At 69.8% G+C, this 17383-nt stretch carries 10 protein-coding genes; 4 read left to right on the top strand and 6 right to left on the bottom strand.

Annotated features, from left to right (window positions below):
- Positions 1-1050, top strand: coding sequence for a sulfate/molybdate ABC transporter ATP-binding protein (locus AU185_RS06480; RefSeq protein ID WP_059102429.1), 1050 nt, complete (start codon positions 1-3; stop codon positions 1048-1050).
- A 4-nt stretch (positions 1051-1054) separates the two neighbouring features.
- On the opposite strand, the gene AU185_RS06485 is transcribed toward AU185_RS06480, so the two are convergent.
- From AU185_RS06485 to AU185_RS25775, 4 genes are all read right to left on the bottom strand, one after another.
- The gene (locus AU185_RS06485; RefSeq protein WP_059102430.1) at positions 1055-1804 is read right to left on the bottom strand and encodes a sirohydrochlorin chelatase; all 750 of its coding nucleotides are present in this window, start codon (positions 1802-1804) and stop codon (positions 1055-1057) included.
- Positions 1783-2475: a phosphoadenylyl-sulfate reductase gene (locus AU185_RS06490; protein WP_059102495.1), complete on the bottom strand. Its 693-nt coding sequence runs from the start codon at positions 2473-2475 to the stop codon at positions 1783-1785. The genes AU185_RS06485 and AU185_RS06490 overlap by 22 nt, the downstream gene beginning before the upstream one ends.
- An 8-nt stretch (positions 2476-2483) precedes the next feature.
- Positions 2484-4166: a nitrite/sulfite reductase gene (locus tag AU185_RS06495; protein WP_059102431.1), complete on the bottom strand. Its 1683-nt coding sequence runs from the start codon at positions 4164-4166 to the stop codon at positions 2484-2486.
- 112 nt (positions 4167-4278) lie between these two features.
- On the bottom strand, positions 4279-4374 hold the full coding sequence (locus AU185_RS25775) for an Ms4527A family Cys-rich leader peptide (RefSeq protein ID WP_353612186.1): 96 nt from the start codon (positions 4372-4374) through the stop codon (positions 4279-4281).
- Between the two features lie 159 nt (positions 4375-4533).
- On the opposite strand from AU185_RS25775, the gene hemW reads away from it, so the two are divergent.
- Together hemW and AU185_RS06505 are read left to right on the top strand one after the other, a co-directional pair.
- Positions 4534-5739: a radical SAM family heme chaperone HemW gene (gene hemW / locus AU185_RS06500; RefSeq protein ID WP_059102432.1), complete on the top strand. Its 1206-nt coding sequence runs from the start codon at positions 4534-4536 to the stop codon at positions 5737-5739.
- Positions 5740-5882: 143 nt separating this feature from the next.
- A complete protein-coding gene (locus AU185_RS06505; protein ID WP_059102433.1) occupies positions 5883-11078 on the top strand; it encodes a type I polyketide synthase in 5196 nt (1731 codons plus the stop codon).
- Positions 11079-11186: 108 nt separating this feature from the next.
- Here AU185_RS06505 and AU185_RS06510 read toward each other — a convergent pair whose 3' ends face one another.
- Positions 11187-12869, bottom strand: a complete 1683-nt coding sequence (locus AU185_RS06510; RefSeq protein WP_059102434.1) for a (2,3-dihydroxybenzoyl)adenylate synthase — start codon at positions 12867-12869, stop codon at positions 11187-11189.
- A gap of 100 nt (positions 12870-12969) precedes the next feature.
- On the opposite strand from AU185_RS06510, the gene AU185_RS06515 reads away from it, so the two are divergent.
- Positions 12970-16470 (top strand): non-ribosomal peptide synthetase, encoded by a 3501-nt coding sequence (locus AU185_RS06515; protein WP_059102435.1) that lies wholly within the window; start codon positions 12970-12972, stop codon positions 16468-16470.
- Here the strand turns inward: AU185_RS06515 and AU185_RS06520 are convergent.
- On the bottom strand, positions 16462-17322 hold the full coding sequence (locus AU185_RS06520; RefSeq protein WP_059102436.1) for an LLM class F420-dependent oxidoreductase: 861 nt from the start codon (positions 17320-17322) through the stop codon (positions 16462-16464). The two genes, AU185_RS06515 and AU185_RS06520, sit on opposite strands and share 9 nt — an antisense overlap.
- Positions 17323-17383 lie beyond the last annotated feature (61 nt).

Consider the following 17383-nt stretch of genomic DNA (forward strand, 5'->3'; position numbering starts at 1 on the left):
GTGCCGAACGCGATCACCGTACAGGGCGCCAACAAGCGCTACGGCGACTTCGCCGCGCTCGACAACGTCGACTTCGACGTGCCCGCCGGCTCGCTCACCGCGCTGCTGGGTCCCAGCGGTTCGGGCAAGTCCACCCTGCTGCGCGCGATCGCCGGGCTGGACCAGCCCGACAGTGGCACGATCACGATCAACGGCCGTGACGTGACCAAGATTCCGCCGCAGCGACGCGGTATCGGTTTCGTCTTCCAGCACTATGCCGCGTTCAAGCACCTCACCGTCCGCGACAACGTCGCGTTCGGACTCAAGATTCGCAAGCGGCCGAAGGCCGAGATCGCCGAAAAGGTCGACAACCTCCTGGAAGTCGTTGGGCTGGCGGGTTTTCAGACCCGCTACCCGAACCAGCTCTCCGGCGGTCAGCGTCAGCGCATGGCGCTTGCCCGCGCGCTCGCAGTGGACCCGCAGGTGCTGCTGCTCGACGAGCCGTTCGGCGCGTTGGACGCCAAGGTGCGCGAGGATCTGCGGGCGTGGCTGCGGCGCCTGCACGACGAGGTGCACGTGACGACCGTGCTGGTCACCCACGACCAGTCCGAGGCCCTCGACGTCGCCGACCGGATCGCGGTGCTCAACAAGGGCCGCATCGAGCAGATCGGTTCGCCGACGCAGGTTTACGACGAGCCGGCGAATGCGTTCGTGATGTCGTTCCTCGGCGCGGTGTCGTCGTTGAACGGAGCCCTGGTGCGCCCGCACGACATCCGGGTGGGGCGCAATCCCGAGATGGCGATCGCCTCGACCGACGACTCGGTGCAGAGCACCGGCGTGGTGCGCGCGGTCATCGACCGGATCGTCATGCTGGGCTTCGAAGTTCGCGTCGAATTGACCAACGCCGCAACGCAGACGCCGTTCACCGCGCAGATCACCCGCGGCGACGCCGAGGCGCTCGGACTGCGTGAAGGCGACACCGTGTACGTGCGCGCCACCCGCGTGCCGTCGATTCCCGCCGACACCGAACTACCGATGGCCGACACACCGCCGACGACGACGAGTCGCTGAGCGGCTACGCCGCGACGAGGTCCTCGGCGACCACCGCGTCGAAGCGGTCCAGCACCGTTGCGGCGACCAGGTTGTGCGAGCCCAGCGGTTCGGCCATCGCAATGCCGTTCGCTGCAGCGTACGCCCTCACCCGGTCGGTGATGCGGCCGTGCGCCAAGAACCAGGGGGCGATGACGAGGCGCTCGGCGCCGTCGGCGCGCAGCCGCTCCGCGGCGTCGGCGACGCCGGGGTAGGCGCCGGTGGCGAACGCGATCTGAGTTCCGCGCCAACGAGTTCCAGTGCCGAGGGTGTGCGCCACCGTGGCGGTGCGTGCGTTGGCGGCTTCCCTGGAGGTGCCGACCGCGACGACGATCACCCCGAGGCCGTCGTCATCGGGGGAGACCCCGGCCTCGGCGAGGCGCCGGCGGAACACCGTCATCAAGGCCGGGTCCTCGCCGAGAACGTCGGCCCGGTCCACCACTGCACCGGACTCCTCGATGACGGTGGGGATGTCGATGCGCGCGTGATAGGCGTCGGCGAGCAGCAACGGGACGACGATGCCGGGGCCGTCCAGCCCACGCAACGTGTCAGTCAGGTACGGCCCGTTCTGTTCGAGGAATGCCGCCCGGACGTCGAGCCACGGCCGCAGCCGTCGAATGCGGCCCGCGACCGCATGTGTCACCGCCGCCGACCGGGGATCGGCGCTGCCGTGGGCCGTCAGCACCAGAGCGCGACGGGTTGGTGCAAGCACCGTCACGACGCGTGCAGCCCGCATTCGATCTTGCCGGTGCCCGCCCACCGGCCACTGCGCGGATCGGCGCCCTCGACCGGCTTCGCCGTGCACGGCGCGCAGCCGATCGACGGATAGCCTTCGTCCACAAGCGGATTGACGAGCACGCTGTTGGCATCGATATAGGCCTGCATGTCCTCATCGGTCCAGGCCGCCAGCGGGTTGATCTTCACCAGGCCGAATGCCTTGTCCCAGCTGATCAGTGGAGCGTTGGCGCGCGTGGGTGCCTCGACCCGGCGGATGCCGGTGACCCATGCGGAGTATCCGCGCAGCGCCGCCGACAGCGGCTCCACCTTGCGCATCCGGCAGCACTCGTTGGGCTCGCGGGCGAACAGGTCCTTGCCGAACAACTCGTCCTGCTCGGCCACGCTGTGCTCCGGTCTGACATTGACGACGTTGACGTCGTAGACCGCCTCGACGGCGTCGCGGGTGCCGATGGTCTCCACGAAGTGGTATCCGGTGTCGAGAAACAGGACGTCGACACCCGGGCGCACCTTGGCGGCCAGGTCGACGAGCACCGCATCCTGCATGTTCGACGCCACGATGTAGCTGTCGCCGAAGTTCTCATCGGTCCAGCGCAGCAGGTCGAGCGCGCTGGCCCCGTCGAGTTCGGCCGCACCGCGCTCGGCCAATGCCTGCAGGTCGGTCTCGTTCATCAACTCCGTCACCTCAGGTCCGCCTCGTCTGCTCGTAGTGCCCACGTAGCGAAACGCTCGCCCTGTTCTCTTTGTTTCACGAAGTTTCGGACGACACGGTCGATGTAGTCACCGAGCTCAGAAGACAGCACCTTGTGCTGGCGCAGCTTGCGGCCGAAACCGCTGTCCAGGCCGAGGCTGCCGCCCAGGTGCACCTGGAAACCCTCGACCGAACCGCCGTTGCCGTCGTCGACCATCTGGCCCTTGAAGCCGATGTCGGCGACCTGGATGCGCGCGCACGAGTTCGGGCAGCCGTTGATGTTGATCGTGATCGGCACGTCGAGCTGGGCGTTGATGTCCTCGAGCCGCTTCTCCAGCTCCGGCACCAGCCCCTGGGCCCGGGTACGCGTCTCGGTGAACGACAGTTTGCAGAACTCGATACCGGTGCAGGCCATCAGGTTCTTGCGCCAGTGCGACGGCTGCGGCGGCAACCCGAGCGCCTCGAGACCGGCCGCCAGTTCGTCGACCTTGTCGTCGGGCACATCGAGGATGATCAGCTTCTGATAGGGCGTGAAGCGGATGCGGTCCGAGCCCGCCGCTTCGGCCAGATCGGCGACCTTCCGCAGGATCGTGCCGGACACGCGGCCCGCGACCGGCGCGACACCCACGGCGTTGCGCCCGTTCTTGAGCTTCTGGATGCCGACGTGGTCGATCGGGTGCTTGACCGGTTCGGGGGCGGGCCCGTCGATGAGCTTGCGCCCGAGGTACTCGTCCTCGAGCACCTGGCGGAACTTTTCTACGCCCCAGTCCTTGATCAGGAACTTCAACCGGGCCTTGGACCGCAGCCGCCGGTACCCGTAGTCGCGGAACACCGCGGTTACGGCCTCCCACACGTCGGGCACCTCGTCGAGCGGAACCCACGCGCCGAGTCGCTGCGCCAGCATCGGGTTGGTGGACAGGCCGCCGCCCACCCACAGATCGAGCCCCGGCCCGTGTTCGGGATGGTCGACCCCGATGAAGGAGACGTCGTTGACCTCGTGGGCGACGTCCTGCAATCCGGAGATCGCGGTCTTGTACTTGCGGGGCAGGTTCGAGTACTCGGGATTGCCGATGTAGCGACGCACGATCTCGTCGAGCGCAGGCGTCGGATCGAGCACCTCGTCGAGGGACAAGCCCGCCAGCGGCGAGCCCAGCATCCCGCGCGGGCAGTCCCCGCAGGCCTCGGTGGTCTGCAGCCCGTGAGCGGCCAGCCGATCCCAGATCTCGGGCACGTTCTCGATCTCGAGCCAGTGATACTGCAGGTTCATCCGGTCGGAGATGTCGGCGGTGTCGCGGGCGAACTCGGTGGAGATCTCGCCCAGCGTGCGCAGCGCGGCGGCGGTGAGGGCCTTGCCGTCGCAGCGCACCCGCATCATGAAGTACTTGGCCTCGAGCAGGTCGGCGTTCTCGTCGCCGGTCCAGGTGCCGTCGTAGCCCTGCTCACGCTGGGTGTACAGGCCCATCCAACGGAAGCGGCCGCGCAGGTCGGTCTTGTCGATGCCGTCGAAGCCGGTCTTGGAGTAGATGTCGACGATGCGGGCGCGCACGTTGAGCGCGTCATCGTCCTTTTTCAGCTGCTCGTTGGCGTTGAGCGGTTCGCGGTAGCCGAGTTTCCACTGGCCCTCGGCGCGGGGGCGTTTGGCGGGCTTCGGCTTGGTTTCCGCTGTGGTCATGGTCGTGGCTCCTCTGTGGAGCCGGATCGCGCGTCATCACCGGGGCTGTCCGGCGGCGCAGATCCGGCGGCCAGCTGAAATTCGGGGTGGGCTGGGTCCTAAGGATCAAGCGTCAGGGCAGACAACAACAGCTACACACGCGCTTGAAATCGACATGCCGCCGCGCCACCAGGGCTACACGCTGGGGGAAGATGCGGACGGCGGTCACGTGCCCAATTGTGCCACGGACACCGACATATGCCCTAACCGGGCAGAATTTACGGTCACGGTGAGCAGAAACCGGGCAGCGAGGCGGCAATCACGCAGCAGAAGTACGAGGAGGCGCCTGCGTGGCGGCAATGTCGCGGCCAGGCGGACAATCGCTTGCATGACCCGAACCGCGGCACCGACTGGACGCTCCTCGCGCGAGCGCTCGTCGGCCGAGTTACCGGTCGTCACGCCGACGCCGGGGCGGCCGTTCGGTGTCTACATCCACGTGCCGTTCTGCGCGACCCGCTGCGGTTACTGCGACTTCAACACCTACACCCCCGCCGAGCTGGGCGGCGCCGACCCCGGCCAGTGGCTGGTCGCGTTGCGTGCCGAGCTGACGTCGGCGGCTCAGCGGCTGGGCAGCGCGCCGCGGGTCGACACCGTGTTCGTCGGCGGTGGCACGCCGTCCCTGCTGGGCGGCGCGGGCCTGGCCGCGGTGCTCGACGCCGTGCGCACGCATTTCCCGCTGGCGCCCGACGCCGAGGTCACCACCGAGGCCAACCCCGAGTCGACGTCGCCGCCGCTGTTCGACCAGCTGCGCGAGGCCGGGTACACCCGGGTGTCGCTGGGGATGCAGTCGGCGGCGCCCCATGTGCTGGCGACGCTGGACCGCACACATTCGCCGGGGCGGGCGCTCGGTGCGGCGCGGGAAGCCCGGGCGGCCGGATTCGAGCACGTCAACCTCGACCTCATCTACGGCACGCCGGGGGAGTCCGACGACGATCTGCTGCGCTCGGTCGACACGGTCGTGGAGGCCGGCGTCGATCACGTCTCGGCCTACGCGCTGGTCGTCGAGGATGGCACCGCGATGGCCCGTCGGGTGCGCCGCGGCGAGCTCGCACCGCCCGACGACGACGTGCTGGCCCGCCGCTACGAGCTGCTCGACGCCCGCCTGACGGACGCCGGTTTCGATTGGTACGAGGTCTCCAACTGGAGTCGGCCGGGCGGTGAATGCCTGCACAACATCGGCTACTGGAACGGCGGCCAGTGGTGGGGCGCCGGGCCGGGAGCGCACGGCTTCGTCGGCGCGGTCCGATGGTGGAACGTCAAGCATCCCAACACCTATGCGCAGATGCTGGCCGACGGCCGGCTGCCGGTGGCCGACTGTGAGCAACTCGACGCCGAAACCATGCACATCGAGGATGTGATGCTGCGGGTGCGGCTGCGCGACGGGCTGCCGACGAGCTTGCTGACCCAATCCGAACGGCGGCGGGCCGACACCGCCGTCGCCGACGGCCTGCTGACCCCGGTGGACAAGCGGCTGGCGCTCACCGACCGCGGCCGCCTGCTGGCCGACGCCGTGGTCCGCGACCTGCTCGACTAAATGCGGCGAGTGCCCGCAACGTGACCGGCACCACCTCCGAGCAGCCCGCGTAGATCACAAAAACCAGCCCGGATATGCCAGTATTGCGGCCATGGCGTGTGGATTCTTAGGCAAGGCTATCCAGAGTCCGGGACTCACCTGACGTGACCCACACCGACGCCTCAACCGACGACTCCACCCGACCCGAGCCGATCGCGATCATCGGGTTGGGCTGCCGGGTGGCCGGTTCGATCGGAACGCCCGAACAGTTCTGGAACTTCCTGCTCGACGGTGGCAGCGACATCCGCGAGGTGCCGGAGGAACGCTGGGAGCCCTATCTTCGCCGCGACCCGCGCAACGCCGCGGTGCTCAAGGACGTCACGCGATGGGGAACGTTCCTCGACGACCTGCCCGGCTTCGACGCCGAGTTCTTCGGGGTGTCACCGCGTGAGGCGGAGCTGATGGACCCCCAGCAGCGGCTGGCGCTCGAGGTGAGCTGGGAGGCGCTCGAACACGCCGGTGTCCAGCCGAAGTCGTTGGCGGGCAGCGACACCGCCGTGCTGATGGGCGTCAACTCCGACGATTACGGCAAGCTGATCATGGAGGACCTGCCCGGTATCGAAGCGTGGACCGGGATCGGCACGTCGCTGTGCGGCATCGCCAACCGGGTGTCTCACCTGCTCGACTTGCGCGGCCCCAGCGTGGCTCTCGACGCCGCATGCGCCGCTTCGCTGGTCGCCGTGCACCAGGCGTGCCAGATGCTGAACACCGGTGAGACGTCGCTGGCGCTGGCGGGCGGGGTCAGTGCGTTGATCGGGCCGGGGCTGACCCGGGTGCTCGACGTAGCGGGTGCGACGGCCCCCGACGGCCGCTGCAAGACCTTCGACGCCGCCGCGGACGGCTACGGACGCGGCGAAGGCGCGGGCGTGGTGGTGCTCAAGCGTCTCGCCGACGCAATCCGCGACGGCGACCACGTGTACGCGGTCGTGCGGGGCGGCGCCGTCGCGCAGGACGGTCGCACTGTCGGCATCATGTCGCCCAACGGCGAAGCGCAGGCCGAGATGTTCCGACGCGCTTGCCAATTCGCCGGCATCGCTCCCGCGAGCGTCGGTTTCATCGAGGCGCACGGCACCGGCACACCGTCCGGCGACCCCACCGAGGTGCGGGCACTCGCATCGGTCTACGGAGTGGACAGACCTGCCGACGAGAAGTGCCGTATCGGGTCGGTCAAGCCCAACGTCGGCCACCTCGAAGGTGGCGCCGGAGTCATCGGGCTCATCAAGGCCGCGCTGACGCTGCATCACCGGACCATCCCGCCGACCGCGGGCCTCACCTCGCTGACGCCCGCGGTGGACTGGGCCGAAAGCGGGTTGCGGGTACCGACGCAGGTCGAGCCGTGGGACGGTGCCGGCGATGCGCCCAGGCGCGCCGCGGTCTGCAGCTACGGCTACGGCGGCACCATCGCACACGTGCTCCTCGAGGAGACGCCGACCAGACGAGCCGCCGCCGAGCCCGCTCGAAACCCGCAGTGTCCCATGGTCATCCCGGTCTCGGCCCGCAGCACCGCCCGCTTGCGCAGCCAGGCGGGTGCGCTCGCGCAGTACCTGCGAAGCGATCCGCCACCGCTGGCCGAGGTCGCGGCCACCCTGTGGACGCGCCGCTCGCACGAGCCGGTCCGCGCCGCGGTGGTCGCCGACGATGTGGACGACGTGGCCGGGGTGGCCGCGCGCTTGGCCGCCCTGGCCGACGACGAACCGGATGCCGCCGTGGTGACCGGGACGGCGCTGCCCGCCGCAGCCGCCGGCGCGGTCTGGGTGTTCTCCGGCCACGGCTCGCACTGGGCCGGTATGGGTCGCGAATTGCTCGCCACAGCACCGGAATTCGCCGACGTGGTGGACACCATCGACCCGGTGTTCACCGCCGAGCTCGGGTTCTCGGCGCGGGAGGCGCTGACCACCGGGCACCTCGGTGGTACAGACCGGGTGCAGGCGTTGACCTTCGCGATGCAGGTCGGCCTGGCCACGATGCTGCGGGCCCGCGGTGTCACACCGGCGGCGGTGATCGGTCACTCGGTCGGGGAGGTCGCCGCATGCGTCACCGCGGGGGTGTTCGACCTGACGGTCGGCGCCGCGGTGGCGTGTTACCGCGCCCGGGGTTTCCGGTCGGTGATGGGACAGGGCGCCATGGCGCTGGTGCGCCTTCCGTTCGGCGAGGCCGATCGGCGGCTGGCCGGACGAACCGATGTGGTGGCCGCGATCAGCGCGTCGCCGGAGTCGACGGTGATCTCCGGCATGACTGGCGCCGTCGACGACATCTGCCAGGAGTGGACCGATCAAGGCGTGATGGTGCGGCGGGTCAACACCGACGTCGCGTTCCACAGCCCCGCGATGGACGCGCTCACCGGCGAGCTCGGCCGCCTCACCGCCCAGCTGCCCCCGCCGCGGCAACCCGAAACCAGGCTTTACACAACGGCGTTGGCCGACCCACGGTCTGCGGCACGCCGCGACCAGCACTACTGGGTGGCGAATCTGCGAGACCGGGTGCGGTTCGCCGAAGCGGTCTCGGCCGCGGTCGAGGACGGGCACCGGCTGTTCCTCGAGGTTTCGGCGCATCCGGTGGTGGCGCACTCGATCGCCGAGACACTCACCGCTGCCGGTGCCGACCAGCACGCCGTCGTCCCGCTGCTGCGGCGGGAGCGGCCTGAAATGCGTTCGGTGGCAACGGCGGTGGCTGCGCTGCACTGCTACGGCGCGCCGGTCGATCCCGGCCTGCCGGCTGCACCGTGGGCGGCTGACCTGCCGGTGACCCAGTGGCAGCACCGGCGGTTCTGGCGCACCCCGACACCACCGCCGGGTGGCCGCGGCGTGCATGACGTCGAGAGCCACACTCTGCTCGGTGGCCGGACAGAGGTGACCGGCGCGGTGGCGTCGAAGATGTGGCAGACCCGGGTCGACCTGGACACCCGCCCGTACCCGGGCAACCATCCGGTGAAAGGCACCGAGATCGTGCCGGCGGCCGTCATCGTCAACACCTTCCTGGGCGCGGCCGCAGAGTTGGATGTGCGTTGCGACCGCGCGGGCGCAGACCTCGTCGACGTCCGGCTGCGCACCCCGGTGGCGCCGGGGCGGGCCCGCGACGTGCAGGTCGTCCTGCAGGACCGCGGGCTGAGCCTGGCCACGCGGCTGGTCGACAACGACGACGAGTCCGACGACGGCGGCTGGCTCACCCACAGCAGCGCGGTGGCCGCCGCCGATGACGACATCGAAGACCTCCTGGGCGAGGTGCTCGACGAGCCCGCCGCCCGCGAGCGGTGTCGCGATCGGCTGCCCTCGAGTCACGTCGTCGATACCCTCGCCACGCTCGGCGTCGCCGCGATGGGATTCGACTGGGAAATCCTCGAATTGGACGGTGGCGACGGCGAACTGCTCGCCAAGGTGGCCGCTCGCGCTGACCACGCGGCGCCGGAAACCTGGGCCCCGCTGCTGGACGCCGCGACGTCCGCGGCCTCCACGGTCTTCGACGGCCCGCCACGGCTGCGGATGCCCGCCCGCATCGACCGGGTCCGGGTGCACGGGCAACCGCCCGCCGTTGCGCTGCTGCATGTTCGACGAAGGCCGGGCACCACCTCGACCGACGTGTTGCTCGCCGAGGAATCCGGCAAGGTGCTCGCCTCACTGACCGGGATGTCCTTCGAGCAACTCGAGAACCCCTCCGGCAGCGACGTGTCCCGGATGCTGCATCACGTGTCGTGGCAACCGGTGTCATGGCGACCGGACGGCCGGCCGCGAGCCGTCGTGGTCGTCGGCGGTGACACCGCCACCCGCGGGTTCGTGGCGCGCGACCTGTCCGCAGCAGAGGTGCCTTACGTGCTGCACGACGACGCGGGCGAACTCGCTTGTGCTGCAGAGTCATTGGATCGCGATGCCGTGGTGCTGGTGCTTCCGCGCAGCCACGACTCGCCGGAGCGGTCGGTCGGCCTGGTGATGCAGACGCTGCGGGCGCTGCTCGACCACGGCGCCGAGGCGCGGATGTGGGTGCTCACCCGTGGCGTGCACGAGGGCGCGAACGTGGCACATGCGCCGCTGTGGGGGTTGGCCAGGGTCGCCGCCGCCGAACACCCGAAAGTGTTCGGCGGGGTGCTCGACGTGGCCGACGATCGGCTTCCGCTCGGCGTGCTGGCCTCTGTGCACGGCCATCCCGTCTTGGTGCTGCGCGACGGCGTCGCACAGTCGGCGCGCCTGGCGCATGCGGGTCGGGGATCCGGTGCGCCGTTGCAGTGCTCGGCAGGCGGCACGTATGTGATCACCGGCGGCACCGGGGTGCTCGGATTGCGGATGGCGCAGCGGTTGGCCGACATCGGCGCGCGCCGCCTGGTCTTGCTGTCGCGTCGCGGTATGCCGGACCGCTCGCAGTGGCAAGCGGATTCGGAGTTGGTGCGCACCGTCGCGGCGCTCGAGGAGCGGGGGGTCTCCGTGCGCGTGGTCGCGATGGACATCGCAGCGCCCTGCGCCGCCGACACGCTGCGCGCCGCGCTGCGCGACCTGCCGCCGGTGCGCGGGGTGATCCACGCGGCCGGTGTCGAGGCCGGCGCGCTGCTGGTGAACACCACGCCGGACGACTTCACCGCGGCGATGCGCCCCAAGGTCGACGGCACGCTGACCCTGCACGAGGTGTTCCCACCCGAACAGCTGGACTGGCTGGTGCTGTTCTCGTCGTGTGGCTACCTGGCGGGTTTCCCGGGTCAGGGCGCGTACGCGTGCGCGAACTCGTTCCTCGACGTGATGGCGCGGCACCGACGCAATCTCGGTGACCGCACCGTCAGCATCGCCTGGACCGCGTGGCGAGGCTTGGGCATGGGTTCGACGTCCGGCTTCGTCGCCGCGCAATTGGACGCGCTGGGCATGGACACCGTCGGGGCGGACGAGGCGATGCGGGCGTTGGACCTCGCGATGCGACATGACGAGCCGAACGTCGTTGTGCTGCCGCTGCTTCCGGCCGCCGCCTCGGTGCCGATGCTTGCCGACGTGGCGCCGACGGACACCGACGAGTGCGACAGCGGGGGACCACCGCCGGTCGGCCTGATCGACGCCGACCCGACGCGCGTCGGACAGGTCGTCGCTGCCGCGGTCGCCGCGCAGTTGGGCGTGTCGGAGGGCGACGTCGACACCGCTCTGCCGTTGGTGGAGGTCGGCGTCGACTCGATCATGACGGTCGGGCTGCTGCGTCAGCTGGAGAAGCAGACCGGCTTGTCGTTGCCGCCGACGCTGCTGTGGGAATACCCGACCGCGGCGGCCGTCAGCGAACGGATCGTCGAACTGCTCGAGGCTCCGGAGCCCGCGGAGCAGGTCGAGGTCTCCTGACCGGACACATCGCGCTCTGACTCCCGCCCAGACTGAAATCATGCGCGAAAAGACGCCGGAATCTGCTGCACAACTTCAGTTTCGGCAGCGCAAGCAGATGTCCCCGCCTCAGGACACCAGCTGCGAGACCACCTTCTTCTTGTCGACCTTGCCGACCGCCGTCTTGGGCAGCGACGGCAGCGGCGCCAGCACGTCGGGCCTGCAGTGCGCCGAAACGCCGCGCTCGTCGAGGTACTTGTTCAGCTCGGCGAGCGTGATCGGCGCGCCCTTGAAAACAACTGCTGCGCAGATCTTCTCGCCGAGGTACTCGTCGGGCAGGGCGACCGCGGCCGCGGCGTAGACCGCTGGGTGCGCGAACAGGTGCTCCTCGAGATCCGACGCCGACACCGTCTCACCGCCACGGTGGATGACATCCTTGATACGACCGGTCACCTCGACGTAGCCGGCCCGCGGACCGTCGGCGAAGATGCGCACGCGGTCACCGCTGCGGTAGAAGCCGTCGGGAGTGAACGACCGCGCGTTCGCCTCATCGGCGCGGTAGTAACCGTTCAGCGTGTAGGGCCCGCGGACCAGCAACTCACCTTCCTCCCCGGGGGCCACCTCAGCGCCGGACTCGTCGACCACGCGCATCTCGTCGTGCGGCGACATCGGTCTGCCCTGCGTGTTGACCACGACGTCGACCGGATCACCGGGGCGGGTGAAGTTCAGCATGCCCTCGGCCATCCCGAAGATCTGCTGCAGGCCCGGCGTGAGCCCGGACAGGATGTACTCGGCCTCCTGCGGAGTCATCCGGGACCCGCCGACCTGCACCAGGCGCAGGGACGTCGGCAGCACGGGTTCCCACTCGCACGCCTGGGTCCACACCTTGGCCAGCGCGTTGACCAGGGCGGTGACCGTCACCTTGTGCCGGTCGATCAGCGCGAACGCGGCTTCGGGGCTGGCGTCGGTGGTGAAAACCGAGGTGGCGCCGACGGTCATCGAACCCAACAGGCCGGGGCATGCCAACGGGAAGTTGTGCCCGGCGGGCAACACGACGAGGTAGACGTCGTCACCGGTCAGGTGGCACTCCTGTGCGCTCGTCCTGGCGGTGTAGAGGTAGTCGTTGTGCGTGCGGGCGATGAGCTTCGGCAGACCCGTCGTACCGCCCGACACCAAGAGCAGGGCCGGCACATCGGGGTCGACGGGCCCGCGCTCGGGCAGCGGGCCCTCGAAATCGGCCAGCGCAGACCAGGATTGGAACCGGCCCGGCTCGCCGTCGACGAATACGTGGCGCAGCTGCGGGTTGTCCCTGACCAGATCCTCGGCCAGTTCGCGGTAGTCGAAGCCGGCGATCGAATCGGGCACGATGAGGCCGACGGCACCGCTGAGCGCGGCGAAGTGGTTCAGTTCGGCGGACCGGTGCCCCGGCAGGCACATGACGGGAACGACGCCGGCGCGCAGCACGCCGAACAACGTGACGGCGAACTCGCAAGTGTTCGGCAGCTGCAGAAGCATCCGATCACCGGGGCCGATGCCGCGGTCGGCCAGCGCCGCCGCGATGCGGTCGGCCCGCCCGTCCAGGTCGGCGAACGTATAGCTGACGTCGGGGTCGATGACCGCGGTGCGCGCCGGCCACGCCGCGGCGGCGTCGCGCAGGATCGAGTCGAGCGGCTCACCGGTCCAGTAGCCGGCCCGTCGGTACTCCTCGGCGCGGTCGGGCGGGAACGGCACGAACCCGGTCATCAAGTCGCCGAAATCGCCGTGCCCAAGCGGCCGATCTCCTGGTGCGCGCTGCTCGAAACCGGTGCTCATGGCGGATGCGGCCCCTCGGGGTAGGTGTGTTTGGTGCCTCGAATATAAGGTAGCGTTCCCGGGGTTAGTTAGGGCAGCCTGTACTAATCTGGAGGATCGCGTGGGTGTTGGTGAGACGGGTTCGGCGTCGACGGAAAACGCCGCCTCTCCGGGACCGGCCGACCGCACCGTCCGCGAGGAGGTCGCCGAACTTCTCGGCGTGAATCCCGACGAGGTCGACCCCGATGCCGACCTGATCGCCTCGGGCCTCGATTCGATTCGCATGATGTCGCTGTCCGGGCGGTGGCGCAAGCAGGGCATCGACGTCAACTTCGCCGCGCTCGCCGAGAACCCGACCGTCGCAGCGTGGTCGGCGCTGGTCTCCGACCGATCCAGCAACGGTGGCCCGGATCGGGTCGCCGAAACCGCGCCCGCCGGCGACGAGAACGAACCGTTCCCGTTGGCGCCGATGCAGCACGCGATGTGGTTGGGCCGCAACGACGATCAGCAGCTCGGCGGCGTGGCCGCGCACCTGTACGTCGAGTTCGACGGTGTCGGCGTCGACCCGGAGCGGCTACGGCGTGCGGCGACGAAACTCGTTGCCCGCCATCCGATGCTGCGCGTCGAGATCCTCCCGGACGGCACGCAGCGGATCGGCGAGCGCGGCCTGCCCGTCACGGTCCACGACCTGCGCGACCTGGACCGCGAGGCGGCCGAGCAGCGCCTCGAGGCCATCCGGCACGAGAAGTCGCATCAGATCCTCGACGGCGATGTCCTCGAGTTGAGCCTGTCGCTGCGCCCGGACGGACGGACGCGGCTGCACGTCGACATGGACATGAACGCCGCGGACGCGGTGAGCTACCGCAAGTTCATGGCCGACCTCGCGGCGTTCTACCGCGGAGGCGAGCTGCCCGACCTCGGTTACACCTACCGCGAATACCGGGCCGCGCTGACCGCGGCGGATCGAGGACCGTCCGCAGAAGACCTGCAGTGGTGGGCCGAGCGGATACCAGAGCTACCCGAATCGCCTGCGCTGCCACTCATTCCGCTCGCCGAACAGCAGGACCCACGGCGCAGCGTGCGGCTCTGGCACATCTTCGACGTCGCGACCCGCGACGCCCTCTTCGCCGCCGCGCACCGCCGTGGGATCACGCCCGCGATGGCCGTCGCGGCCTCGTACGCCAACGCGCTGGCCCGGTGGTCGAGTGGTCCGCGATTCCTGCTCAACCTGCCGATGTTCGGCCGCGAGCCGTTCCATCCCGACGTCGAGAAGCTGGTCGGCTGCTTCACGTCGTCGCTGATGCTCGACATCGACCTCGCCAACACGCGCACACCCACGCAGCGGGCCCGGGCGGTGCAGGAGACGCTGCACTACACCGCGCGGCACTCCAGCTACTCGGGGCTGTCGGTGCTGCGCGACCTCGGCCGTCACCGGGGCAACCAGGTGTTGGCGCCGATCGTCTACACCAGTGCACTCGGGCTCGGCGACCTGTTCGCCGGGGAGGTCACCGACCAGTTCGGCGCCCCGGTGTGGACGATTTCGCAAGGGCCGCAGGTGCTCATCGACGCGCAGGCGACACCGCTCGCAGACGGTCTGATGATCAACTGGGACGTGCGCGTCGACGCGTTCCGGCCGGGCGTCGCGGACGCGATGTTCGCCTACCATCTCGCGGAGCTGACCCGGCTCGCCACCGACGATGCGGCCTGGGACGCGCCCGATCCACCCGCCGTGCCGGAGCCGCAGCGCGCCGTGCGGCAGGCGGTGAACAGCGCGACGGCGCCGCTCAGCAATGAGGCGATTCACGACGGCTTCTTCCGCAACGCGCGGGTGGTCCCGGACGCGCCCGCGATGTTCAGCCGGGACGGCGACCTGACCTACGGCGAACTGCGCGACCGCGCGCTCGGTGTCGCTGCAGCGTTGCGCGACAACGGTGTTCATCCCGGCGACCTGGTCGCGCTGGTCGGACCGAAGTGCGCCGAGCAGATCCCCGCGGTGCTCGGCATCCTGGCGACCGGAGCCGCCTACCTGCCGATCGGCGCGGACCAACCCGCGGAGCGCACCGCGCGGATCCTCGACGCGAGTGCGGTGTCGGCGGTGCTGCTGTGCGGCGGCGCCGACATGGTGCACGCCGACGTGCCGGTCCTCACCGTCTCCGAGGCGACCGCCCGCGACACAGCTGTGCAGCCCGCCGAGGTCGACCCGAATGCGCTTGCCTACGTGCTGTTCACGTCGGGGTCGACCGGCGAACCGAAGGGTGTGGAACTGACCCACGACGCGGTGATGAACACCATCGAGTTCGTCACCGACCACTTCGGCATCGACACGGGCGACCGCAGCCTGGCGCTGGCGTCGTTGGAAGCCGACATGTCGGTGCTGGAGATCTTCGCGATCCTGCGCGCGGGCGGTGCGGTCGTCGTGGTCGACGAGGATCAGCGTCGGAACCCCGACGCCTGGGCGCGGCTGATCCAGCAGCACGGCGTGACGTTTCTGAACTGGATGCCGGGCTGGCTCGACATGCTGCTGGAGGCCGGTGCAGACCGGCTAGCCGGACTGCGGGTGGTATTGCTCGGCGGCGACTGGGTGCGTCCGGAACTCGTTCGGGCGCTGCGCAAATCGGCGCCGAAAGTGCGCGCCGCGGGTCTCGGCGGCGCGACCGAGACCGCCGTGCACGGGACCATCTGCGAGGTCGACGACCCGCCCGCGCACTGGACTTCGGTGCCCTACGGCACACCGTTGCCGAACAACGCCTGCCGCGTGGTGGCCGCCGACGGCAGCGACTGCCCCGACTGGGTGCCCGGTGAATTGTGGTTCACCGGACGCGGCATCGCCCGCGGATACCGCGGGCGGCCCGACCTGACCGCCGAGAAGTTCGTCGAACACGAGGGCCGAACCTGGTACCGCACCGGTGATCTCGTGCGCTACCTGCCTGACGGCACACTCGAGTTCGTCGGTCGCGTCGATCACCGGGTGAAGATCAGCGGTTACCGCATCGAGCTCGGCGAGGTGGAGGCCGCGCTGAAGCGGGTCGGGGGAGTCGACGCGGCGGTCGCCGCGGTCATCCCCGGTGATCGCGATGTGCTGGCTGCGGTGGTGCGCACCGACGACCCCGCCGTCGACGCACGAGCCGTCACGGCGGCGATGGGCGACCTGGTTCCGGCGCACATGATCCCGAAGGTCATCGTGGTGGCCGACCGGATCCCGTTCACCGTGAACGGCAAGATCGACCGGCAGGCCGTCGCGCGCCTGCTCGCCGACGCTGAACCGCCTGCGGCACAAGCTTATCGAGCGCCAGCCACCCCGCTGGAGTCCGCTTTGGTCGCGATCGTGGCCGAGGTGCTCGACATCGAGGCCGCCAAGGTCGGCGTCGACGACGACTTCTTCTCCCTCGGCGGGGATTCCGTGCTGGCGACCCAGGTGATCGCCCGCGTCCGGGACTGGCTCGACACCCCGACCGTGTTGGTCACTGACATGTTCGCCGCCCGGTGCGTGGCGAAGCTGGCCGAGCGACTGCTGGCCCGGGAAGCCGACAGCGAGCGCCTCGACGCCGTCGCCGAGGTGTACCTCGAGGTGGCCGAGATGGACAGCGCCGCCGTGCTGTCCGAACTCGAATCCTCAGCGTAAGGCGGCGGCCAGACGGCGCCACTGATCGCGCGGGAACTCCCGCGGATCGGCGGTGAGCACCTGCACGCAGACGTGGTCGGCGCCGGCGTCGTGGTGCTCACGGACCCGCTCGAGCACCGTCTCCTCGTCGCCCCAGGCGATGAGCGCGTCGAACAACCGGTCGCTGACCGAGGCCACGTCCTCTTCGGTGAAACCCGACCGCAACAGGTTGTTGGCATAGTTCGGCAACGCCAGATACGAACGCAGCCAATCGGTTCCGAGCGCACGCGCCTCGTCGGCGTCGGTGGTGAGCAGCACGGTCTGCTCGGGCAGCAGCAGCGGGCCCTCGCCGAGCTGTTCGCGGGCGTAGCGGGTGTGGTCGGGCGTGACCAGATACGGGTGCGCCCCCCTCGACCGGGTCGCGGCCAGCTCGAGCATCTTCGGGCCGAGCGCGGCGAGTACCCGGTTGCCCACCGGAACCGGTTGCGGTGTCGCGTCGATCCCGTCCAGGTAGGCGCGGGTCGCCGCCAGCGGCTTGCGGTACAGACCCGGCTCCCTGGAGTCGATCAGCGGGGCATGGCTCACCCCGATGCCGAGCAGGAACCGCTCGCCGTGCGTCCCGGTGAGCGACGCGTAGCGGGCGGCCACGTCGGCGGGCTCGTGCATCCAGAGGTTCAGGATGCCGGTGGCGATCACCACCCGCTTGGTCGACGACAGCAGGTGCTCCACCGAATCGAGGACGGGACCACCGACGTCGGGAATCCACAGCGCCGTGAACCCGAGTTCCTCGAGTTCCGCGGCGGCCTCGGCGGCTTCACCCTGGTCGCCGTACCGCAGTTGCGAACTCCACACACCGACGCCGGCCAGCTCCATGCCCGTCCTTCCCTAGGTGACTACCGCCCACGTTACGTAGCGACCGGCACCCTTCACGCGA

This window comes from Mycobacterium sp. GA-0227b, from assembly GCF_001499855.1.
GTDB lineage: Bacteria > Actinomycetota > Actinomycetes > Mycobacteriales > Mycobacteriaceae > Mycobacterium.